Annotated in this window: 19 protein-coding genes; 8 read left to right on the top strand and 11 right to left on the bottom strand. The window is 65.1% G+C overall.

Annotated features, from left to right (window positions below):
• Nucleotides 1–274: 274 nt before the first annotated feature.
• The 4 genes from F1735_RS01435 to F1735_RS01420 are packed head-to-tail and all read left to right on the top strand — an operon-like array spanning nucleotide 275 to nucleotide 4,101.
• On the top strand, nucleotides 275–1,375 hold the full coding sequence (locus F1735_RS01435; protein ID WP_167235250.1) for an aromatic ring-hydroxylating oxygenase subunit alpha: 1,101 nt from the start codon (nucleotides 275–277) through the stop codon (nucleotides 1,373–1,375).
• A 9-nt stretch (nucleotides 1,376–1,384) separates the two neighbouring features.
• Nucleotides 1,385–2,290, top strand: coding sequence for a DMT family transporter (locus tag F1735_RS01430; RefSeq protein ID WP_167235249.1), 906 nt, complete (start codon nucleotides 1,385–1,387; stop codon nucleotides 2,288–2,290).
• 24 nt (nucleotides 2,291–2,314) lie between these two features.
• Nucleotides 2,315–3,241: a DMT family transporter gene (locus tag F1735_RS01425; RefSeq protein WP_229505578.1), complete on the top strand. Its 927-nt coding sequence runs from the start codon at nucleotides 2,315–2,317 to the stop codon at nucleotides 3,239–3,241.
• Nucleotides 3,242–3,249: 8 nt separating this feature from the next.
• The gene (locus F1735_RS01420) at nucleotides 3,250–4,101 is read left to right on the top strand and encodes a sulfurtransferase (protein ID WP_167235248.1); all 852 of its coding nucleotides are present in this window, start codon (nucleotides 3,250–3,252) and stop codon (nucleotides 4,099–4,101) included.
• A 27-nt stretch (nucleotides 4,102–4,128) separates the two neighbouring features.
• On the opposite strand, the gene F1735_RS01415 is transcribed toward F1735_RS01420, so the two are convergent.
• From F1735_RS01415 to polA, 6 genes are all read right to left on the bottom strand, one after another.
• Nucleotides 4,129–4,872 (bottom strand): hypothetical protein, encoded by a 744-nt coding sequence (locus F1735_RS01415; RefSeq protein ID WP_167235247.1) that lies wholly within the window; start codon nucleotides 4,870–4,872, stop codon nucleotides 4,129–4,131.
• A gap of 120 nt (nucleotides 4,873–4,992) precedes the next feature.
• Nucleotides 4,993–5,265: a beta/gamma crystallin-related protein gene (locus F1735_RS01410; protein WP_167235246.1), complete on the bottom strand. Its 273-nt coding sequence runs from the start codon at nucleotides 5,263–5,265 to the stop codon at nucleotides 4,993–4,995.
• Between the two features lie 77 nt (nucleotides 5,266–5,342).
• On the bottom strand, nucleotides 5,343–5,609 hold the full coding sequence (locus F1735_RS01405) for a beta/gamma crystallin-related protein (RefSeq protein WP_167235245.1): 267 nt from the start codon (nucleotides 5,607–5,609) through the stop codon (nucleotides 5,343–5,345).
• 221 nt (nucleotides 5,610–5,830) lie between these two features.
• The gene (locus F1735_RS01400; RefSeq protein WP_187362569.1) at nucleotides 5,831–6,580 is read right to left on the bottom strand and encodes a ZIP family metal transporter; all 750 of its coding nucleotides are present in this window, start codon (nucleotides 6,578–6,580) and stop codon (nucleotides 5,831–5,833) included.
• Between the two features lie 167 nt (nucleotides 6,581–6,747).
• Nucleotides 6,748–7,995 (bottom strand): DUF4382 domain-containing protein, encoded by a 1,248-nt coding sequence (locus F1735_RS01395; protein WP_167235244.1) that lies wholly within the window; start codon nucleotides 7,993–7,995, stop codon nucleotides 6,748–6,750.
• Nucleotides 7,996–8,042: 47 nt separating this feature from the next.
• A complete protein-coding gene (gene polA, locus F1735_RS01390; protein ID WP_167235243.1) occupies nucleotides 8,043–10,787 on the bottom strand; it encodes a DNA polymerase I in 2,745 nt (914 codons plus the stop codon).
• A 455-nt stretch (nucleotides 10,788–11,242) separates the two neighbouring features.
• On the opposite strand from polA, the gene F1735_RS01385 reads away from it, so the two are divergent.
• The 3 genes from F1735_RS01385 to F1735_RS01375 all read left to right on the top strand — a co-directional run bounded on the left by F1735_RS01385 (nucleotide 11,243) and on the right by F1735_RS01375 (nucleotide 13,453).
• Nucleotides 11,243–11,647, top strand: a complete 405-nt coding sequence (locus tag F1735_RS01385; RefSeq protein ID WP_167235242.1) for a hypothetical protein — start codon at nucleotides 11,243–11,245, stop codon at nucleotides 11,645–11,647.
• 76 nt (nucleotides 11,648–11,723) lie between these two features.
• Entirely contained in the window at nucleotides 11,724–12,683 is a 960-nt protein-coding gene (locus F1735_RS01380) for a homoserine kinase (protein WP_167235241.1), read from the top strand.
• Nucleotides 12,680–13,453: a BPSS1780 family membrane protein gene (locus F1735_RS01375; RefSeq protein ID WP_167235240.1), complete on the top strand. Its 774-nt coding sequence runs from the start codon at nucleotides 12,680–12,682 to the stop codon at nucleotides 13,451–13,453. The genes F1735_RS01380 and F1735_RS01375 overlap by 4 nt, the downstream gene beginning before the upstream one ends.
• 39 nt (nucleotides 13,454–13,492) lie before the next feature.
• Here F1735_RS01375 and F1735_RS01370 read toward each other — a convergent pair whose 3' ends face one another.
• The 5 genes from F1735_RS01370 to F1735_RS01350 all read right to left on the bottom strand — a co-directional run bounded on the left by F1735_RS01370 (nucleotide 13,493) and on the right by F1735_RS01350 (nucleotide 21,838).
• Nucleotides 13,493–15,802, bottom strand: coding sequence for a UvrD-helicase domain-containing protein (locus F1735_RS01370; protein ID WP_167235239.1), 2,310 nt, complete (start codon nucleotides 15,800–15,802; stop codon nucleotides 13,493–13,495).
• Nucleotides 15,803–15,932: 130 nt separating this feature from the next.
• Nucleotides 15,933–17,909, bottom strand: coding sequence for a M56 family metallopeptidase (locus F1735_RS01365; protein WP_167235238.1), 1,977 nt, complete (start codon nucleotides 17,907–17,909; stop codon nucleotides 15,933–15,935).
• A gap of 278 nt (nucleotides 17,910–18,187) precedes the next feature.
• The gene (locus F1735_RS01360) at nucleotides 18,188–20,935 is read right to left on the bottom strand and encodes a class III lanthionine synthetase LanKC N-terminal domain-containing protein (RefSeq protein WP_167235237.1); all 2,748 of its coding nucleotides are present in this window, start codon (nucleotides 20,933–20,935) and stop codon (nucleotides 18,188–18,190) included.
• Between the two features lie 8 nt (nucleotides 20,936–20,943).
• On the bottom strand, nucleotides 20,944–21,318 hold the full coding sequence (locus F1735_RS01355) for a hypothetical protein (RefSeq protein WP_167235236.1): 375 nt from the start codon (nucleotides 21,316–21,318) through the stop codon (nucleotides 20,944–20,946).
• Between the two features lie 76 nt (nucleotides 21,319–21,394).
• Nucleotides 21,395–21,838 carry a hypothetical protein gene (locus F1735_RS01350; protein ID WP_167235235.1) on the bottom strand — a complete coding sequence of 148 codons (444 nt, stop codon included), beginning with the start codon at nucleotides 21,836–21,838 and terminating at the stop codon, nucleotides 21,395–21,397.
• Nucleotides 21,839–22,064: 226 nt separating this feature from the next.
• Here F1735_RS01350 and F1735_RS01345 point away from each other — a divergent pair, with 226 nt between their 5' ends.
• A complete protein-coding gene (locus F1735_RS01345) occupies nucleotides 22,065–22,574 on the top strand; it encodes a DUF4240 domain-containing protein (protein ID WP_167235234.1) in 510 nt (169 codons plus the stop codon).
• Nucleotides 22,575–22,613 lie beyond the last annotated feature (39 nt).

Below are 22,613 nucleotides of genomic sequence, written 5' to 3'. Positions count from 1 at the left end.
AGCGACATCGGTCCGTGTGTCATTCTCGCGTCCAAATATCAAGAGTAAACGCCTTTCTCGGCGAGTTTACAAGCAATATTTACAATCTTTGCTCACCGCGACGTCCCAGCCTTCATGCAATCGCCCTACATTCGCGCGCCGGAGCGAGACGGCAGAGCCTGTTCCGCGCTATAATCGCCGGTTCTGTCCGAAATACCGTATTCCGTCCCTAAAAATACTGGTCTTTGGATTCTTTCTCTTCTTTAGCTGATGCACATATAAAAGGGGGGTTGGGATGTCCGATCTGGCTACCCACGCCAAGCTGGCGCGCTCATGCGCGCAGCTTCCGGTAGATGCTTACTTTGATGAAGCGCTGTTACAGCGCGAAATGCAGCAATTGTTCCAGCATGGCCCGCGCTATGTCGGCCATACGCTGATGGTGCCCGAAACGGGCGACTTTGCCACGCTCGCTTCCGAGAATGAGGGCCGCATGCTGGTGCGCAACGGCAACGGGATCGAGGTCCTGTCGAACGTGTGCCGCCACCGCCAGGCGCTGATGTTCAACGGACGCGGCAACGCGAACAATATCGTCTGCCCGCTGCATCGCTGGACTTACGATCTCAAGGGTGAGCTGATCGGTGCGCCGCACTTTCCGGAAACGCCGTGCCTGAACCTGTCCAAGACCCCTCTGCAGGAGTGGAACGGGCTGCTGTTCGAGCAGAACGGCTACAACGTCATGGACCAGCTCAAGGGCTTGTCGGTGGCGAAGGATGTCGATTTTTCGGGCTATCTGTTCGACCACGTCGAGGTGCAGACCTGTAACTACAACTGGAAGACCTTCATCGAAGTCTACCTGGAGGATTACCACGTCGAGCCGTTTCACGCGGGCCTGGGCGGCTTTGTCAGCTGCGACGACCTGCGCTGGGAGTTCGGGCGCGATTACAGCGTGCAGACGGTCGGCGTGAACCGTGGCCTGGGCAAGGCCGGCTCGCCCATCTACCAGCGCTGGCAGGAACAGGTGCTCAAGTTTGGTGGCGGCGTGCCGCCCGATAAAGGCGCGATCTGGTTCACGCTGTACCCGAACATCATGGTCGAGTGGTATCCGCACGTGCTGATCGTCTCGACCCTGTGGCCGGACGGCCCGCAAAAGACGCGCAACGTGGTCGAGTTCTACTACCCCGAAGAGATCGTGCTGTTCGAGCGCGACTTCATCGAGGCCGAACGCGCCGCCTACTTCGAAACCTGCATCGAGGACGACGAAATCGCCATGCGCATGGACGCCGGGCGCCGCATCCTGCTCGCGCGCGGGGTCAACGAAGTCGGCCCCTACCAGTCACCGATGGAAGACGGCATGCAGCATTTCCACGAGTGGTACCGCAGTAACCTGGCGCTGTAGGGCGCCGATTTGGCCGCGCTCTGGATCCTGCTGGCGAGCTTTTTGTTCTCGCTCATGGGCGCGGCCGTCAAACTCGCTTCGAACGAGTATTCGGTGGCCGAAATCGTGTTCTATCGCGGCCTGGTCGGCATCATCCTCCTGTATTTTTTCATCCGCCACCAGGGCGGCAAGCTGCGCACCGGGCACCTGGGCGGCCACCTGTGGCGCGGCGCGATCGGCGTGGTGTCGCTGTGGATGTGGTTTTACGCGGCCACCAAGCTGCCGCTGGCCACCGCCGTCACCCTCAATTACATGTCGCCCATCTGGACCGCCGTGGCCATGATCGGCTTGGCCTGGTGGCAGGGCAAGGAGCGCATCGCCCTGCCCCTGCTGGCGGCCATTGCGGTCAGTTTCGGCGGCGTGATGCTGGCCCTGCGCCCGGCTTTCGAAGCGCAGCAGTGGTTCGGCGCGCTGATGGCGCTGGTCTCCGGCATGCTGGCCGCCGTCGCCTACACCATGGTGCGGCGCCTGAGCCGCGCCGGCGAACCGGAATACCGCGTCGTCTTCTACTTCTTGGCCGTGAATATCGGCGCCGGCGTGGCGGGCAGCCTGCTGCCGGGCGGCTCGCCCGACGGCGCACCCTGGCATGCCCATTCGCCGCGCGGGGCGGCCCTGCTGCTGTTCATCGGCGCCTCGGGCGTGTTCGCCCAGATGGCGCTCACGCGCGCCTGGCGCACCGGCAAGGTGCTGGTGGTGGCCAACCTGCAATACACCGGCATCGTGTTTTCCAGCGCCTGGGGCATCCTGATCTGGCACGACGTCTTCGACTGGCATGTCTGGCTCGGCATGGTGCTGATCCTCGCCTCCAGCGTGGCCGCCACTTTTTATAATACCGTCACCGAAAAGCGCGCCGCGGCGGCCCGCGCCGCTACGTGACAAGGAACACGTAACAAGGAACCAATGGCAGCAGCACTGTGGATGTTATTTGCCAGCTTCGCCTTCGCCGCCATGGGCGCGGCCGTGAAACTGGCCTCAAGCACGTATTCAACCTCCGAAATCGTCATGTACCGTGGCCTGATCGGCACCGTCATGCTGCTGATCATGGTCAAACACCAGGGCTTGAGCCTGCGCACGGTGTTCATCAAGGACCATCTGTGGCGCAGCTTTGTCGGCGTGGTGTCGCTGTGGATGTGGTTTTTCGCGATCGGCAAACTGCCGCTGGCCACCGCCGTCACCCTCAACTACATGGCGCCGATCTGGATCGCCGCGTTCCTGTTCTGCGCCGGCTGGTGGCGTGCCAAGGACCATGTGGAGTGGCCGCTGGTCCTGGCCGTGATCATGAGCTTCGTGGGCGTGACCCTGGTGCTGCAACCGGCGATCGCGGCCAACCAGTGGCTCGGCGGCGCGGTCGGCCTGCTCTCGAGCGTGATGTCGGCGATGGCCTACATGCAGGTGCGGCGCCTGGGCCAGCTGGGCGAGCCGGAGTTCCGGGTGGTGTTCTATTTTTCCGCGATGACCGCGACCGCCGGCCTGGTTGGCACCCTGCTCGAAGGGCGCGCCGCCGCCGTGCCGCTGTTTACCGCGCACAGCCTGCACAGCGCCGCCCTGCTGCTGGCCATCGGCGTGTCGGCCCTGTTCGCGCAGATCGCCATGACGCGCGCCTACCGCATCGGCAAGGTGCTGGTGGTGGCCAACCTGCAGTACACCGGCATCGTGTTTTCCAGCCTGTGGGGCATGTTGCTGTGGGGCGACAAATTTACCTGGACCGTGTGGCTGGGGATGGCGGTGATTCTTGTGTCGGGCATCGCCGCGACGTTTTACAATACCCGCAGCACGCCGCGCGGCGCCGCCGTCAGCAAGACCGATCCCATCGCAAGCGAACTTTAAGGACGCCCATGTACACGACACTCATTTCCGCAGCCGACCTGGCCGGCCATATCGACAACCCGGCGTGGGTCATCGTCGACTGCCGCCATGACCTGATGAACCTGTCCGCCGGCCGTGAAGCCTACGCCGCCGGCCACCTGCCGCACGCCCTGTTCGCCGATATCGAAACCGCGCTGTCGGGCGCCAGGCGCGGCGCGGACGGCGCGTTTCGCGGGCGCCACCCGCTACCGCTGCGGGCCGACCTGGTCGCCACCCTGCGCAACTGGGGCATCGACGACGACACCCAGGTCATCGCCTACGACGCGCACGGCGGCATGTTCGCCGCGCGCCTGTGGTGGATGCTGCGCTGGATCGGCCATCCGGCGGTGGCGGTGCTCGATGGCGGCATGGCGGCCTGGCAGGCGGCGGGCCTGGCGCTGTCGAGCGACGCCCCGGCGCCGAAAACCGGCAGCCTCACCGAAGGCGCGCCGCTGGTCGCCACCGTATCGGCGGCCGACGTGCTCGATAATGTCAAGACCGGCAACAAGGTGGTGCTCGATGCGCGCGCGGCCGACCGCTTCCGCGGCGAGAACGAAACCATCGATCCGGTGGGCGGGCATATTCCGGGGGCGAAGAATCACTTCTTCAAGGATAACCTGGGGCCGGACGGGCGCTTCAAGGATGCGGCCCAACTGAAGGCCGAACTGGCGCCGCTGGTGGGCGATCCGCACAAGGCCATCATGCAGTGCGGCTCGGGCGTGACGGCCTGCCACAACCTGCTGGCGCTGGAAGTGGCGGGCTTGCCGGGCGCCGCGCTGTATCCGGGCTCGTGGAGCGAGTGGTGCGCCGATCCGGCGCGCCCGATTGCCACCGGGACGTAAAACCAGTCCGGCGCGCCTGACCCAGCCTCAGTCGCCGCCGCAGCCACCGCCGCAACCAGCGTCGCCCGCGGCGGCGCCGCAGTGCGCATCGCTGCCGCCGGCGGCGCGGTCCCCAGGCGCGCTGCGCTGGCGCGCATGGCGCCGGTATTCATCTTCGGTGACCAGGCCGGCCGCCAGCAACAGCGCTGGGCGCAAGCTCTCGGCATAGGCCGGCATGGCCGCCGCGCGCCCGCGCGCGTCGAGGGCGACCGAGGCCACCTCGCCGTTGAACAGGAGGTAGCCGCAGCCGCCCGGCATGGCCAGCACGCGGTCCAGCGCGAACAGGCGCGGCAGGTTGGGGCCGGCCACCGGCATGCGCTCGCTGCGGCGCGCCCGCACCAGGCACACCGCCAGCGCGCGCCCCATGCCGCCGCTCATGTCCTGCGCCTCCACGTGCGGGATGACGCGCCCGAAGTGCTTGCGGCAGAACGCGTTCAAACCGGTCGGCGAGAGGCGCATCCAGGCGTGCCACACCGAGTCGGCCGCCATCGAGGGCAAGCCGCACGGCAGGCCGGCGTCGCGCACGCAGTCGAAAAACGCCATCAGGCCTTCGGCGGCGCGCGCGAAAAAAAAGGCATCCTGTGGGATGCCTGGGAATTCGTGTTGCGCCGTGCGCTTCCAGAAGGGGTAGAGCGTGGCCGGAAGGTCGGCCATCCGGGCCCGGTGCGGCGACTGGTGCGTGAGCCGCGCGGCGCGGAAAGTGTTGATGTGGCTGGTGACGGTACCGAGCATGTTCTCTTTCTCCTTTGTTGTTATTGTATGAGCACAGCCTGGCATACCTGTATGACAGCTTGATGACAAGCGCTTGACATTATTCAGTACTGCGCTTGCCATGTCGATGGCGGCCGCGAATCAGGCCGACATCAGTCGCACCGACGAGATGGAATCGTTGGGAATATCCACCGCTTCGACCCAGGAATAGCGGCCCGGTCCGAATACGCGCGATGCCGGTCCGCGATAATTGCTGTCGCGATAAAATTTCCAGCGGCCGGATACCACGACGAAGGATGATACCTTATCATTAAAGAAATTGTCGTTCGGCGCATTCAAATTTGGCTCCGACCCGTACACATGTTTTTCGCGACCGCGAAAATCGATATGTTGATATAACACGACTTCGGCCATATATCCTCCTTACCAGATAACAGGCGGCAAGCGCAGCCGATACGCGCCACTGCGCTCGCCGCCAGCCAATGCCAGCCTTACACCAGCCGTACCGACGAAATGGAATCGTTCGGAATATTCACCGCTTCCACCCAGTTATACAGGCCCGGCCCGAATACCGGCGAGGCTGGTCCCTGGAAATTGGAGTCGCGATAGAACTGCCAGCGGCCCGACAAGATGACAAACGATGAAATCTTGTCATTGAAAAATTTATCATCCGGTGCATTCAGATTGGTTTCTGAAGTGAACAAATGTTTATGCGCACCGTGATAATTGGCATGCTCAAACAGGACGATTTCAGCCATATATCCTCCTAAACTAGCTACGAGGCAAAAGGTGGTCTCGCTTCACCGGCTTACTGCTTCAGGGATTAGTATAAGGAGACTGGCGAGCTAAACAATAGCGCCGGATTGACATGGACTAAATGCGCTGCGCATTGCCGCCCGAAGTGAATAACAGGAAGAAATTTGATATCTGGAGCGGAATAAACTCCATCGCCAGCGGCAAGAAAATGCCGCTGCGAGGTTTATCGTCCGTTGGTGAGAAACAAGACGATCAACACGCCCACGCCGATCAGCAACACTTGCGGAATGGATTCGCGGACGGTGGCGCGTCTTTGCATCTGCGGCATTAAATCGCTCACGGCAATGTACAGGAAGCCCGAGGAAGCGAACACCAGCACATAAGGAATCAGTCCGCTGGCGCGGTCCAGGGTGAAATAACCGAGCAAGCCGCCAGCCACGGCCATGAGACTGCACAGCAAGTTGAACAGATAGGCGCGGGTGCGCGAAAAGCCGGCATTGAGCAAGACGATGAAATCGCCGATTTCCTGCGGGATTTCATGGGCGATGATGGCCAGCCCGGTCACGATGCCCAGTTCCGGATTGGCCAGGAAGGCGGCGGCGATCAGGATGCCGTCGGTAAAATTGTGCATGCCATCGCCCAGCAGGATCATCCAGCCGGCCTTGCCCGCCTCGCGCTTGTCGTGCCCGTGGGCATGATGGTGACCATCGCCTTCGTGATGGTGCGAATGGCGCAAGATGGCGAACTTTTCCAGCATGAAAAAGGCCAGCAAGCCGGCCAGCAAGGTGGCGAACAGGCGGCGCGGATCGGCGCCCGACTCGAACGCTTCCGGCAAGGCATGCAGGAGCGAGGTCGACAGCATGATCCCGACCGACAGGCTGACCATGCGCTCGACCATCTTCGAGAGCAGGGCGAACGAAAACACCGCGGCGGCGGAAATGCTGAGCACACCCCCGATGGTCGTTGCCAGCAGGATGGAAATGAGGGTCGAATCGATTTGGAAGCCTCTTGAACGACACTTGCGACGGTCGCAAGGCGGGCATTGTACCGCTCCGGAGCGTCTGCCGCCCAGTTCGGCGCCAATGGCGCCGCCTTGCGCCGGGCGGCAAACCCGGCGCAAGGCCTTACCTTACAGGAATGTTACGGCGTCAGTTGCAGGTTGACGTTGGCCTGGTCGCCGTTCAAGACATTGACCGAGGCCACCGATTTAACGCTGTAGCCGGTGGCGACCGCATCGACGCGATAGTTGCCCGCGCCCTGGGTCGGCACGGCGCTGCTGAACACCAGCGGCGTGGTGGCGCTGTAGGCGGCGTACTGCGGCGCGGCGACCGGCAGCGAACCGATCGAATAGGCGCCGGTGCCGGCGGCCGCATCCACCGCCTGGATCGCCACGGTCTTGCCGCTTACCACCGTCTGCAAGGCGCTCACATACGGCTTGATGGCCGGCGCGAGCGGCAGCATGCTGACCGTGCCGCTGATCGAGCGTGTCAGGCTGGCCGGCATGGTGATCGGCGCGGCCACCGAGCCGAGCACGATATTGCTGGCGCCGCCAGGCACGCTCACATTGCCGATCACGGCGGCGGCGCGGCCGGAAGCGACGACCACGACATCATAGGCGCCCGGGTTCAGGCGGCTGATTGCGAACGCGCCGGTGGACGGATTGACCGTGGTGCTGCCGACCACCTTGCCGTTTTGCTGGGCGCTCACCACCGCGCCGCTGGCCGAGAACAAGGTGCTGACGTAACCACTGACGCCGCCGCCGGTGGCGGCCATGGCGCTCACGGCCGGCGTCAGCAGATAACCGCCGCCAGCCTTGTTGACGACCGAACGGCAGGCATCGAAGTCGAGCACCAGGTTGTACGGCTGGCCCGCCACGACCTCGAAGTCGCTGGCGATCTTGACGCCGGCCTGCACCGCCGCCGGGGTTTCCAGGGTCGTTTCCACCTTGGTCGCGCTCGGCGTGACGCTGTTGGCGAAACCGTTGCCGGTATTCGGATCGAGCATCAGGCGCACCTGGGTGTAACGCCCGGCGGGCACGCTGACCGAACCGAGCGGATCGACCACACCATTGATCAGGTTGAGCAGATTGATCTTGCGCGCCGGCGCCAGTACCACCTCGGACCAGCCGGGATCGGCATCGGCCGCGGACGCGCTCTGGTGGACGCGCACCGTCTTGACGGTGACGTTGACGGCGTCGAAGCCGCAGGCCGGGGCATCGGTCAGCGCGATGTTGAGCGTGCCGGCGGTGCCGCCGAGCGTCGGCGGAGAGGTGCCGGGGTTGGTGGAGCCGTTGGCGCCGGGGCTGCCGCCGCCGCCGCCGCAGGCTGTCAGGGCCATGGCGGCCACTACGGTGCTTGCCGTGCCAAGGCGGATAAATGTGCTCTTCATCGTTCCCTCTTTCAGTAGGTAAGTCATTATTTAGTGCTTATTGCTTATTAGTGCGCTTCATCCCAGTTTTTGCCGATGCCCACCTCAGCCAACAGGGGCACTTTCAGGGCCGCCACGCCCGCCATCAACTGCGGCAACCTGGACTTGACCAATTCCAGCTCCGCCTGCGGCACTTCGAGCACGAGTTCATCGTGTACCTGCATGATCATGCGCGTACTGAGCTGCTCGGCCTCGAGCCAGTCCTGCACCGCGATCATGGCCAGCTTGATCAGGTCGGCCGCGGTGCCCTGCATCGGCGCGTTGATCGCGGCCCGTTCCGCCCCCTGGCGGCGCGGGCCGTTCGGGGAATTAATCTCGGGCAGCCACAGGCGCCGGCCGAACACGGTTTCCACATACCCGCGCGCCTTGGCCTGCATGCGCGTGTCTTCCATGTACTGGCGCACGCCCGAAAAGCGCGCGAAGTACTTGTCGATATAGTTTTGCGCCGCCGCGCGTTCGATGCCCAGGTTGGCGGCCAGCCCGAAGGCGCTCATGCCGTAGATCAGGCCGAAGTTGATCACCTTGGCGTAGCGGCGCTGCTCGCCCTGCACCTCGGCCGGCGCCACGCCGAAGATCTCGGCGGCGGTGGCGCGGTGGATATCCTCGCCCTCGGCAAAGGCGCGCAGCATGGCCGCGTCTTCCGAAATATGGGCCATGATGCGCAGTTCGATCTGCGAATAGTCGGCCGAGACGATCACGTTGCCGGGACCGGCGATAAAGGCTTCGCGGATGCGGCGCCCTTCGGCGGTGCGGATCGGGATGTTCTGCAGGTTCGGCTCGTTCGACGACAGGCGCCCGGTCACGGCGACGGCTTGCGCGTAGTTGGTGTGTACCCGGCCGGTCGCGCGGTTGACCATCTTGGGCAGCTTGTCGGTGTAGGTCGACTTGAGTTTCGACATGCCGCGGTATTCGAGCAGGATTTTCGGCAGCGGGAAATCCTCGGCCAGCTTTTGCAGCACCTCCTCGTCGGTCGACGGCGCCCCGCTCGGGGTCTTTTTGATCACCGGCAGCTGGAGCTTACCGAAGAAGATCTCGCCGATCTGCTTGGGCGAACCGAGGTTGAACGGGCCGCCGGCCAGTTCGTACGCTTTCTGTTCGAGCTCCATGATGCGCGCACCGAGTTCGCCCGACTGCACATTGAGTAGCTCGGCGTCGATCAGCACCCCGTTGCGCTCGATCTTGTGCAGCACCACGGAGGTGGGCAGCTCGATCTGGCGATAGATGAAATTGAGCTTCTCGTCGCTCTCGACATGGCCCTTCATGGCCTGGTGCAGGCGCAGGGTGATGTCGGAATCCTCGGCCGCGTATTCGGTCGCGCGGCCCAGTTCCACCTGGTCGAAGCAGATCTGGCCGGCGCCCTTGCCGCATACCTCGACAAACGGAATCGTGGTGTAGCCCAGGTGGCGCAGGGCCATGCTGTCCATGTCGTGCGGCTTGTGCGACTCGAACACATACGACTCGAGCAAGGTGTCGTGCATGATGCCGCGCAGGGTCACGCCATGGTTGGCGAAAATGTGGCTGTCGTACTTGAGGTTCTGGCCAACCTTGGGTTTGGACGGGTCTTCCAGCCATGCCTTCATGCGCGCCAGGACATCCTCGCGGTTCAGTTGTTCGGGCACGCCGGCGTAGCGGTGCGCCAGCGGGATGTAGGCGCCCTTGCCCGCTTCGACCGACAGCGATATGCCGACCATCTGCGCCGTCAGCGGATCGAGCGAGGTGGTTTCGGTATCGACCGACGTCAGCTCGGCGGCATCGACCAGGGCCAGCCAGCGTTCCAGGTCGGCCTCGGTGAGCACCGTTTCGTACTCGCCGCGCATGACCGGCACCAGCGCGCCCGGGAACAAGTCGCCCTCCGGGGAATTGAGCAGCGCGCGCGGGGCGCCCTCGTCATCGCGCTGGACCACTTCGCGCAGCAGGGTCTTGAAGCCATAGCGCTCGAAGAAGGCTTTCAGGCCCTCCTTGTTTTCCGGCTGCGCCACCAGGGTGTCGGCGATCGAGACCATGTGTCCGGCCAGGTCGCAATCGGTCTTGACGGTGATCAGGGCGCGGCCCTGCGGCAGCCACGGGAGCGCCTGGCGCAGGTTCTCGCCGACCGCGCCGCCGATGGAGGCCGCGTTGGCGATCACGCCATCGAGGCTGTCGTGCAGCGCCAGCCACTTGAGGGCGGTCTTCGGGCCGCACTTGGCCACGCCGGGGATATTGTCGACGGTATCGCCGATCAGGGTCAGGTAATCGATGATGCGCTTGGGCGGCACGCCGAACTTGGCCAGCACGCCGGCCTCGTCGAGCTTCTCGTTGCTCATCGTGTTGATCAGGGTGACCTTGTCGTTGACCAGTTGCGCCAGGTCCTTGTCGCCGGTGGAGACCACAGTATTCATGCCCAGCCTGGAAGCCTGGACCGACAAGGTGCCGATCACATCATCCGCCTCGACGCCGTCGACCATCAGGATCGGCCAGCCCATGTGGCGCACCACTTCGTGGATCGGCTCGATTTGAAGGCGCAGGTCATCCGGCATCGACGCGCGCGTAGCCTTATATTCCGGATACATATCGTCGCGAAAGGTCTTGCCCTTGGCATCGAACACGCAAGCGATGAACGCGGCCGGATAATCCTGGCGCAGGCGGCGCAACATATTGACCATGCCATGCATGGCGCCGGTGGGATGGCCATCCGGGCTGCGCAGATCGGGCAGGGCGTGAAAAGCACGGTACAGATAACTGGAACCGTCGACTAACAGCAGGGTATTTTGCATAGTGCCAAAAATGAGGTTGAGCCGGGACAAGAAAGGGCGCGGCAGCGTACCGGTCATTATCGCAGAAAGCGCGTCCGCCCCGAAGCCCGAACCGGGGTCTGACCTCTGACTAGCAACGTTTTGCCCCAGAACCGGGGTCAGAGCTTTAACTTGCAACATATGGCATGGCACGAACTGGGTTTGACCCGTGTCTGGCGCCATTGGACGGCAATTGCTTGCTTAAGCGCTACTTGCACGCAGTTTTGAACCGACATGACTGCTTGCCGCCGTGGTGTTGCTAATTAAAGCTCTGACCCCGGTTATCGGTTTCGGCGGTTTTGTTGCTAATCAGAGGTCAGCCCCCGGTTGCAGGGGAGGATGGCGCGTGCAGGCGTGCCGGGGGCTTTGCGATGTGTTTCCACAGGCGGGGCGGGGGTTTGTTACAATGGACTACACGATCAAAAGGCGACCCTATCATGCTGCGCACTTCCACTTTCCGCAATCTCCTGGCCCTGTGCCTGCTCGCTTCGGCAAGCCTGGCCGGCGCCCAGCAATCGAAGCCGAGCGACGCCCCGCCCAAGCTCGAACGCCTCGACGACGGCAACCTGGCACCCGCCATCGTGGCGCCGCGCGCCAACGAGCCGAAAATCAGCGAGAAACGCGAAAACGGCCGCACCACGGAAGTGAAAGTTAAATCCGGCAAGAGCAGCTATACGATGAAGGGTACCAATCCCGCCGCCGGCAGCTCAGGGCTCGACGCCAACGGCTCATCCCTGCGCGGCCCCCAATGGCAAGTCGGTGAATTCGACCTGAACAAGAAGAAAAAGGCCGCCAGCGAAGCCGCGACTGAAGCCGCACCGGCGCCCGCGTCAAGCAAGTAATCCCCCCATCCGCCCGCGCCCTTCCCTGGCGCGCGGGTAACGATATCGATCGACTTACCTTACCCTTCGCTTTCACATGGCAGTTTTTACCGCGGTCACCCTGGATGACCTGACTTTGTTGTTGAAGAAGTTTCCCATAGGAAACGCCATCGCCATCAAAGGGATCAGTTCCGGCATCGAAAACAGTAATTTTTTCATCGATACGGAGCGCGGCGAGTACGTGCTGACGATTTTCGAGAACCTGACATTCGCGCAGCTGCCGTTTTATCTTCAGCTGATGCGCCACCTGGCCGAGCGCGGCGTGCTGGTCCCCGCCCCGGTGCCGGACCAGGCGGGCGAGCTGGTGGTGCCGCTGCACGGCAAGCCGGCCGCCATCGTCAGCAAACTCGAAGGCAGCTCGCAGATGGCGCCGCAACCGGTCCACTGCGCCGCCGTCGGCACCATGCTGGCGAAGATGCACCTGGCCGGACGCGACTTTGCGCTGCAGCAGCCGAACCTGCGCGGGCTGGACTGGTGGAACGAGACCACGCCGCTGGTACTGCCCTTCCTCGACGAGCATAACGCCCATCTGCTGCGCGCCGAGATGCATTTCCAGAGCGCGTTCGCGGCCTGCGACCATTACCATCGCCTCGGGCGCGGCCCGGTCCATGCCGACCTGTTCCGCAACAACGTGATGTTCATCGGCGAGCGCCTGACCGGTTTCTTCGATTTCTATTTCGCCGGCTGCGACACCTGGCTGTTCGACGTGGCCGTCACCGTCAACGACTGGTGCATCGACACAGGCACCGGCGTGCTCGACGCCGCCCGCGTGCGCGCCCTGCTCGACGCCTACCACGCGGTGCGCCCGTTCACGGCCGACGAGCAAGCCGCCTGGCAGCCGATGCTGCGCGCCGCCGCGCTGCGCTTCTGGCTCTCGCGCCTGTACGACCTCTACCTGCCGCGCGAAGCCGAAATGCTCACGCCGCACGACCCGACCCATTTCGAGCGTATCCTGCGCGAACGCATCGCCACCCCCGCCCCAGGATTGTTCGCATGAGCCGCCTTCCCGCCATCACCGGATGGCACTGGATCAAGCAGGGCTTTGCCCTGTTCCGCAAGCAGCCGGCCATCCTCACGATGCTGCTGTTCGCGATTCTCTTGATGAGCCTGACCCTGGCCACCATTCCCGTGCTGGGGCAAATCCTGACGATGGTGCTGCTTCCCTCGTTCGGCATGGCGATCATGCAGGCCTGTAAGCTGATCGGGCAAGACCAGTCGGTCACGCCCGGCGTGCTGCTGACCGGTTTTCGCCAGCCGGCCCTGACCCGCCTGTGCAAGCTGGGCCTGATTTATCTGTTGATCTCGATCGTGCTCGGCTTGATTCCAGCCTTCATGATCTCGCCCGACTTCATCAAGCAGATGAGCGTGCCGCTGGCCGAACGCGGCGCCATCAAGATCAGCCCGGCCGACATGCAGGTGGTGTTGCTGGCCGGCCTGCTGCAAGGGCTGGCGCTGCTGCTGATGTGCTTTGCGCCGGCGCTGGCCTACTGGCAGCACATGAAACCGGGCAAGGCGACCTTTTACAGCGTGTTCGGACTGTTCGGGGCGATCCGCCCGTTCGTGCTGATGCTCATGGCGTGGGTCGCCATGTTCTTCGGCGCCTCGCTGCTGGTGGGGATGGTGCTGGGCAACAGCAAGGGCGGGCAGATTGCCATCCTCTGGCTGATGCTGCAGTTCATGCTGCTGCTGCAATGCGCGATCTTTGCCGCCTACCGCCAGATCTTCGGCGACCCGTCCCTGCTGCCCACGCAAGTCGAGTCCAAGTAAAGAGCGTGCCGGCGGCCCTGGGTCCGCCGGCCCGCCGCGTCAGCGTCCGACCCGGTCGAGCTTGGCGACCGACAGGTCGAGCACTTTCATGCCGGCCTTGCCGAAATTGATCTGCGCGCGCGCGTTGCTCCCGCCACCCTCGATATTGACAATCACCCCTTCGCCGAACTTGGCGTGCGCCACCGATTCGCCGATGCGCCATCCCGGCCCGTTGCTGGCCGCTTTTTGCGCGATCTGCTGGGCGATCTTGTTGTCCGAGCCGCCGGTAAACTTGGCGTCGTCCCAGCTCGATTTTTTATTCCCGAACCAGTGCGATTGCACGCGCGGCGAAATCCACTTGAGCGCCTCTTCGGGCAGCTCGTCGAAGAAACGCGATTTCATGTTGTAGCGGGTTTGCCCGTGCAGCATGCGCGACTGCGTAAAACTCATGTACAGGCGCTTCCTCGCGCGCGTGATGGCCACGTACATCAGGCGCCGCTCTTCGTCCACCCCATCCATCTCGCGCGAACTGCTCTCGTGCGGGAACAGGCCTTCTTCCAGGCCGGTGATGAACACGGCGTCAAATTCGAGTCCCTTGGCCGAGTGTACCGTCATCAGTTGCAGCGCATCCTGCCCGGCCTGGGCCTGGGCGTCGCCCGCTTCGAGCGAGGCGTGCGACAAAAACGCCGACAGCGGCGACATGACCACGTTCAGGGGCGTATCGGCGTCGATGATCTCGACGCCGTCGCCTTCGACCAGCATCTCGCCCACGCTGGCGTAGGTCTTGGGACCAAGGTAGGCCGGCGCGCCCTGGCCGAAGCCTTCTTCCTGCACGAACTGGGTGGCCGCATTGACCATCTGTTCCAGGTTCTCGATGCGGTCGGCGCCTTCTTTTTCGTTCTGGTAGTGCTGCAGCAGGCCGCTCGCTTCGAGCACCACGCGCACCATCTCGGGCAGCGCCAGTTGCCCGGTCTCGAAACGGGCGCCTTCGACCAGCTTCACAAAACTGTTCAGCGAGGAACCCGACTTGCCCGCCACGTAGGGCACCGCCGCGTACAGCGAAATGCCGTACTGCCCGGCGGCCGCCTGCAGCGCCTCGATCGAGCGCATGCCGATGCCGCGCGTGGGGAAGTTCACCACCCGCAGAAAGGCCGAATCGTTGTGCGGATTGTCCATCAGCTGCAGGTAGGCGATCGCGTGCTTGACCTCGGCGCGCTGGAAGTAGCGCTGGCCGCCGTACACGGTGTACGGCAGGCCGGCCGCGAACAGCGCATGCTCGATCACGCGCGACTGCGCATTGGAGCGGTACAAAATCGCGATCTCGCTACGCAGCGCACCTTCAAGCATCAGGCTCTTCGCTTCCTCGATGATCCACTGCGCCTCTTCCAGGTCGGACGAGGCTTCGTAGATGCGCACCGGCTCGCCGTGACCGGCATCGGTGCGCAGGTTCTTGCCCAGGCGCTTGCTGTTGTTGGCGATCAGGTGGTTGGCGCTGTCGAGGATGTGGCCGTGCGAGCGGTAGTTTTGCTCGAGCTTGATCAGGTTTTCGACCCGGAATTCGCGCTCGAAGGCGCTCATATTGCCGACATTGGCGCCGCGAAAGGCGTAAATGCTCTGGTCGTCGTCGCCCACGGCGAACAGCGCGCCGGCCACCTGCTGGCCCTGCCCCGCCAGCAGTTTGAGCAAGTTGTATTGCAGGTCGTTGGTATCCTGGAACTCATCGACCAGGATGTGCTTGAAGCGCGCCTGGTAATGCTCGCGCAGCGGCTGGTTGCGTTGCAGCAGCTCATAGGCGCGCAGCAGCAGTTCGGCAAAATCGACCACGCCTTCGCGCTGGCATTGATTGTCGTACAGATCGTACAACTCGACCATCTTGCGTTCGATCGGGTCGTGCGCTTCGACCCGGTTGGCGCGCAAGCCCTGGTCCTTGGCGTTGTTGATGAAATACATCAGGTTCTTGGCCGGGTACTTTTCGTCATCGACATTGTTCGCTTTGAGCAAACGTTTAATCATCGACAACTGATCCTGCGAATCGAGGATCTGGAAGGTTTGCGGCAGGGCGCAATCGCGGTAATGGGTGCGCAAGAAGCGGTTGCACAAGCCGTGGAAGGTGCCGATCCACATGCCGCGCGTGCTCACCGGCAGCATGGCCGACAGGCGCGTCGTCATTTCCTTGGCGGCCTTGTTGGTAAACGTCACCGCCATGATCCCGGCCGGCGAGACCTGGCCGGTCTGGATCAGCCAGGCGATGCGGGTCGTCAGCACGCGCGTCTTGCCGGAGCCGGCGCCCGCGAGAATCAGGGCGCTCTGCGGCGGCAGGGTGACGGCGGCGAGTTGTTCGGGATTGAGGTTGTGGAGGAGATTTTGCATCCCATGATTATACCGGCGCGCCGCCATCGGACGGCGACGCTTTCGCTGGCGAACGCGCTTCTCAGCCGCCGGACGCGAGCGGCTCGGGCAAGGCCGCCATCGGCCCATCCACGCTTGGAGCCTGTTCCACTCAGGACGCGCGTGGCCCCGGCACCGGTCGCGCCAGCCCGCGCGCGACGGCGTCGCGCAGCACCTCGCGCATCACGCGCTCGGCCGCTTTGCCGTGCTGGTCCATCTCGCGCCCCAGCACGTTCATCTTTTTACCCAGCGCGTCCATCGGCTTGCCCGCTTCTTTCATTTGCTCGTCGATGGCGTCGAGCGGCGCGCGCGCCTGCTCGATCCTGCCATGCTGGCGTTCGAGCTGCGCGTGCTGCACGTCGAGCTGGCGTTCAATGTCGCTCAGCTTGACATTGAGCTGGTCGCGCCTGGCCGACAACTGCGCGCGGGTGGCGCCGCCGACGTCGTCGATCTGGCGCTCGAGCTGCACGATCTCGCGCTGCAAACGGGCTTGCTGCGGCGCCAGCGCCGCGATCAGGCCGGCGATGCGGCGCGTCTCGGCATGTTCTGGCTGGTCGGCGCCGGCCTTGCGTTCCATCTCGCGGCCCAATTGCTCGACCACCTTGGCGTGCTTTTCCATTTCCTTGCCATGCACCTCCATTTGGGCGCCGAGGCGCTTGAGCGGCGCGTAGGCGACGGACACCCTGGCGATCAGGGCCGGGTCCTGCACCACGTAGGCCTGGTCGCCCTGGCGGAACCACAAAAAGTCCCCCTGGACGGTGTGCTTGGCGGCGGCGATGTCGTCGACATCGCGGCTGTCGCCACTTAACATGCCCTTGCGCTCGGGGCCTTGCACCAGCGCATACGACATCTCGCCAGGACCCTTGGTGATGCTGACGGGAAGACGCGGCGGCGCTGGCGGCGCCGGTGGCGCGGGCGGCACTGGTGGTAGCGGCGCCGCATCCATCGGCGCGGCGGGAACGGCTGCGCCGACGCGCAAAGCCGGGACGGCTGGCCGCGCCGGGGGCGCCGGCGGGGCTGGCGCGATCGCCGGCGCGCTGCCGGCGTACACGGCTGTCGCCGGCGCCAACGGCGCTGTCTGCGCATTGGCGTAAAAGGCGGCGCAGGCGGCCGACAGGCCGAGAATCGGCAGCGCCATTTTCCAGTTCAGTGGTTCGGTATCCGGGCGGACCAGGCGTTTGATGCGGGACATAAGATTTCCTCCGTGAGCCCCATGGGCAAGTTGAGGGGTGGAGAACTGGAACTGGTCCAGTTCGGATAATGCAAGCGCCAGACGCCGCGGTTCGCCGAGCATGCTTGCTGCTAAATCATCTGCAATCTGTTCGCGCTCGATCCGCACCCGGTGCGACAGCCACCACACCGCCGGGTGATAGAACAGCACCATTTCGATCGCGCTCTGGATCAGGTTGACCAGGTAATCGAAGCGCTTGATGTGCGCCATTTCGTGCGCCAGCAGGGCTTCGAGCAAGTCGGGCGGCATGCCGCTCACCAGCGACGCCGGCACCAGGATCACCGGGCGCCACCAGCCGGCCGTGACCGGGCCGGGCAAGTCGCCCACCAGCCCCAGCGCGACCTTGCGCGCGACGCCGAAACGCAGCGCCAGCCGGTCCACCCTCGCCTGCCAGGCGGCGTCGCGCAGGTAGCGGCCCGGTTGGCTGCGGCGGCGCACCCAGGCCAGCCCGAGCATCAGGCGCAACGCCAGCAGGCCGGCGCCGCAACTCCAGAAAAACATCAGCAGGGGCAAGCGCTGCTGCAAGGCCGGTTCCCAGCTGGCGACCTGCGCGGCCAGCATCGGCGCGGCCAGCAGCGGCGCGTCGGCCTCGCCGGCCGGCATGGCGATGGCGCGCAGCGGCAGGATCGTGGTGGCCGCGGCCTGCGCATCGAGCATGCGCTGCACTGTTCCAGCCAGCGGCAAGGCGGCGCACAGCAGCAGCGCGGCGCAGCCGACGGCGTAGCGCAGCTGGGGCCGCGCGCCGCGCAGCAATCCCATGCCGATGGCGGCCAGGCAGCCGATCAACAATCCCTGCCAGACAAAGTCGAGCAAGGCCCAGCCCAGGCTGGGCACGATGACGGCGAGCATGGCGTTCATGGGTGGGCTCCTGCGTGCATGGTCTCTCCGTCAAAGGGTGAATGTAGAATAAAATATCTAGATAATTTTGTCTAGAACTATTTTTCTACTTCCCGGGCAAGCGCGGGCGCGGCCTGGGTGAGCATGACTGTAGAGAGGAGGGGCCGCCTGCTCCAGCGGCAGGCGATGGGCGGTCGATTCCGGGGAACAGGCGACCAAAACGCGTGCCTGGCGCGCAGGCATGCGGCCCAAGCCGGCATTGGTGTCGTCAATGCCGGCTTGGGATAACTTGGGAACAATTACAGCAGCGGAAAGCCGAGCTCCCGGCCGCTGCGGCCAAGGCGCGCCATGAAGTGCGCGATGCCGCCCATGCCGACCATCAGGTCGGCGGTCGGCGCCACCGGGTCTTCCGCCAGCCACACCAGGCTGCCGTCGGCGCAGCGGTGCCCGAGATGCGCGATGGTGCCGGCCAGGGTGGCCGCCTTGTCGCGCCAGGCCGGCTCGCCCAGCGTGTGCGCCGCTTCCAGCAAGATCTCGCCGATCCCCGCCAGGCCATGACAGATGGTGAGGTTGGGCGCGCGCAGATTGCCGTCGATGGCGCCCAGCGCGCGCCGCGCCAGCAGCGCCATGGCCGGGTCCCCGGTATGCCGGTATGCGCGCAGGAAGGCGAGCGCGATGCCGGGCGCGCCGTGGCACCACCAGTTCCACACCGCGCCCTGGCGGTCGCTGTAATGCCACTGCAGCGCCGCCGCGCCATCGGGCGCCAGCGCATGCGCTTCGAGCCAGCGCAAGCCGCGCGCGGCACTGGCGCGGCTGGTCTCGTCATCCAGGCGCGCGCCATGCTCGAGCAGGAAGAACACCATCCCGGCCACGCCGTGGGCAAAGCCGCTGATGGTTTCGCCGGACATGCCGGGCACGCCCTCCGGCATGACCCAGGAGCCGTCGGGCGCCTGGGTGTCGGCCAGGTAGCGCGCGCAGCGGCGCGCCATGGCCAGCGGCGCAGCCGTACACAGGCTGTGCGCGCACAGCATGGCGCCCAGGCCCTGCCCCGCCGCGCCGTGCGTGAGGTCGGGCCAGGTGATGGGCGCGGCGAACACGCGCGCCACAAACTGGTCGATGCGCGCGCTGGCCGGCACCAGCCCGGCATGCACGGCTTCGGCGATGGCGACCGCCACGCCGGCGTCGCCGAAATGCAGGCCGGGCATGCCGCGATCGGGCGTGAGGGCGTCCGACAGCAGCCAGTCCACGGCTCGCTTGAGCGCCGGCGCGGCGTCGTCGATGGCGATGCCGGCACGGCGCAGGCGCGCCAGCGCATACACCACGCCGGCCACGCCGCGATTGGCGCCGCGCCGCAGTTCGTACGAGGAGGCCTGCTCCTGCCCGCCCGCCCCGTTCGCGATCCCCGCCGACAGCCACAGCCCCGATTGCGGATCGCGAAAGGCGTGGCGCAGCAGGCCCAGGCCGGCGCCGTGGGCACAGGCGCCAAAGTCGATGGGTGGCGCCGGCGGCGTGCTGGCCGCGCACGCGCCGCTTGCGCGCAGGCGCGCTTCGTACGCCGCCAGTTGCTGGCCGATGGCGCCCAGGGTGGGCCGCGCCAGCGGATCGTCGTCCACCCCGGCCAATACCACGTTCAACAGCGCCTCGGGCACCGATGCGGCCAGATAGCGCACGTTGCGCATGCGCGAGTCGGCGCGCGCGAACAGGGTGCGGCGCGGATCGAGGCCGGTCAGGGCGAACAGGATCAGCGCCGCCACCGCATGGATATCCTGGGCGAAGGTGGGCGCGGCGCCGGCCTCCTGTTCCGGCGCCATGAAGCCCGGCGTGCCCTTGCCGAACACGGGACTGACGTCGCCCACGTGCTGCGCGATCTCCAGGTCGAGCAGCCAGGTGTCGCCATCGTCCCCGAGCCAGATGTTCGACACGCTCAGGTCGCGATGCACGAAGCCGGCGCCGTGCAGCCGTTCGACGGCATCGACCAGCCGGCGCAGGGCGCCCAGCAGGCGCAGTTGGCCGGCATGCCCGGCCGCGCTCCACGGACCGCGCCGCAGGGTCGCCTGCACCACGCTTTCGAGGTCGGCTCCGGGCAGGTAGGTCATCGCCAGGTAGCCATCGCCGTCGAGCTCGAAGTACGGGTCGCACGCCGGCACCGGCGCCACCCCTTTCAGGCGCGCGTGGATTTCGCCCTGGCGCCGCAGGCGCACCCGGATGTCGCGCCCGTGGATATCGGACAGGCAGTGCTTGCGCCCTTCCTTGATGATCCGTCCCGCCACTTCCCGCTGCGAGCTGGCCAGGATCGCCAGGTAGACGTTGCCCTTGGCGTGCTGCTTGACGACGTCGACCAGCACATAACCGGGGCCGAAGGTCGCGGGGCCGAAGGTCGCGGGGCCGAAGGTCGCGGGGCCGAAGGTCGCGGGGCCGAAGGTCGCGGGGCCGAAGGTCGCGGGGCCGCTGGTGCGGCTGGCGGGGGCCGGCGCGGCTGCGGCGGCGAACGGGCAGGCGGCGAAGGATGGCGGCACGAAGGGCTGGGTGTAGGCGTCGGCAATGAGCTCGCCGGCGCCGTCCCGGATGTACAGGTGGTGCTGGCCGAGCAGGTCGCGCTCGACGATGGTGTTAAAGCCCCCGTAGCGCGCGTACACCAGGTTCCCGAGCGCCATGTCGGAGGTGATCACGGGGCCGTTGAACCCCTGCGTGGCCCGCACCAGCTGGGCGGCCAGCGCGCTGGCGGCGGCGTCGTCAGCCGGGTAGATGGTGCAGAATTTGCCGACCTGGGTGGCGCCCAGGCTGCCTTCGTTGAGCAGTCCCAGGATGGTGGCGTCCCTGGCGATCTTGAAAGGCACCTGGCCGGCCCGCAGGATGGGAACGATGGCGTCGAGCAGGGCGTGGGCCTCGGCCGGCACGCCCGAGACGTGCAGCTTCCAGCCCTGCACGCGGTCGGTGCGGCCGACCTTGAGCCACACGCCGCTGGTCTCGGGCGCCAGGCCGTGGCCACGCAAATGGTCCTGGTAGGAAGGGATGATCGGCAGCGCGCTGTCGGGTGATGGGTTCATGTGGTGGCTCATTTCCAGGCGAAGAAGCGGGATCCGATATTGGTGGTGAAGCCGCAGCTGTCGCCGCAGGTATTGCCGCAACTGAACTCGGTGCAGGTGACGTCGCAGGTCGAGCCACCGCAGGTGACGCCGGCGCAGGTGTACGAGGTGCAGGAGCAGGTGTACTGGGGGCCGCAGGCTTGCAGCAGGCGGTCCCGGTCCAGCAGCGCGGTGGCGTCGGCGATGAACGCTTGCGGATCGATGGCGCGCAGCGCGCGCCGGGTTGGCTCGTCGAGGTAGGCCAGCGTGGCCACTGCGGCGGCGGGATCGGTGAGGAAGGCCTGGAACAGCTGCGCATTGCCGCGCAACTCGCCGACCAGGCGGGCGAAAGTCGTTCTGTCCATGGCGGACTCCTTGTTCGGGTGGTGCGAAGCCGGAAAAAGCGACGCGCCGCAAGCGCGTGACGCGTCGCCGTGGCGCTTAGCGATTCCAGGCTGCCGGATTGATGACCACACCGCCCATATCGGTAAAGTTGGTGGTGTAGCCGCAGCTTTCGCCGCAGGTGTTATCGCAGCTGCTCGAACAGGTATTGCCGCAGCGTTGCAATGCGCTGCCCGCACGCGAGAAGTAGGTGACGGCAGGGGTCGAAATCGCCACCTCGGCGGTCAGGTTGGTGGTGTAGCCGCAGCTGCCGCCGCAGGTGTTGTCGCAGCTGCTCGAGCAGGTGTTGCCGCAGCGTTGCAGGATGCCCAGCGCACTGGCGATCAGGGCTGCCGGGTCCTGGCCGACCAAGGCCCCTTTGGCATGACGGTCAAGATCGCTCACCTGGGCGATGACCGTTTCCGGGGTAAAGATCAGTTGATGGAAAAATGCGGGATCGGCTTTGGCCTTTTCGACCAGACTCTGGAATACTTTGGGATCCATTTGAAACCTCCACAAGACGAAGCACTACAACAGGGGTGCTCTTGCTGCATGGCTACGGACGAACGACACCCCGGGAAGTTCAATATAGGGCGGCGTGGCGGCGAGGTTTTTGATCGTGCCCAAACCCGGACTTGCGTACGAGCGTACTCAGGCTGGGCTACTTTTCAGAGATGGTGGCAGGTCCGTTAGAATGCCTGATTGCACACATTCCATTTGGGAGATGAACTTGGAAACGAACGATTTCTGGAAACTGATCGATGCATCGCGCCTGGCCGCGGACCACGATCCGGAAGCGCAGGTCGACACGCTCGACGGCTTGCTGGCGACTCTGGAAGCGGACCAGATCGTGGAGTTCGATCGTCTGATGGTCGAGCACGTCAATCGCGCGTATCACTGGGATCTGTGGGCGGCGGCCTACATCATCGGCGGCGGGTGCTCGGACGATGGTTTCATGGATTTCACGGGCTGGCTGATCGGCAAAGGCGAGCAGGTATACGAGGCCGCGCTGCGCGATGCCGACAGCCTGGCCGATGTGGTCGGCGAGGCCGATGGCGAATGCCAGGTCGAGGCAATGTTGTACGCGCCCGGCAAGGCATGGGAGCAAAAGACCGGGCGTTCGGGCGACGACTTCCCGCGCCACATGTTCGCGTTCCAGGATGGTCCGCACGGCGAGAGCTGGGACGAAGACGCCGTCGACGCCAGGCTACCGCGCCTGGCTGCGATGTTCAACGGTTAGAGCGCCGGATCGGGTCCGGCCCGGCCGACTTGGCTTGGC

This window comes from Massilia genomosp. 1 (assembly GCF_011682185.1).
Lineage (GTDB): Bacteria > Pseudomonadota > Gammaproteobacteria > Burkholderiales > Burkholderiaceae_D > Telluria_A > Telluria_A rubra.
The sequence above is the reverse complement of the archived record's forward strand: the minus strand, read 5'-3'. Positions and strand labels throughout refer to the sequence as shown.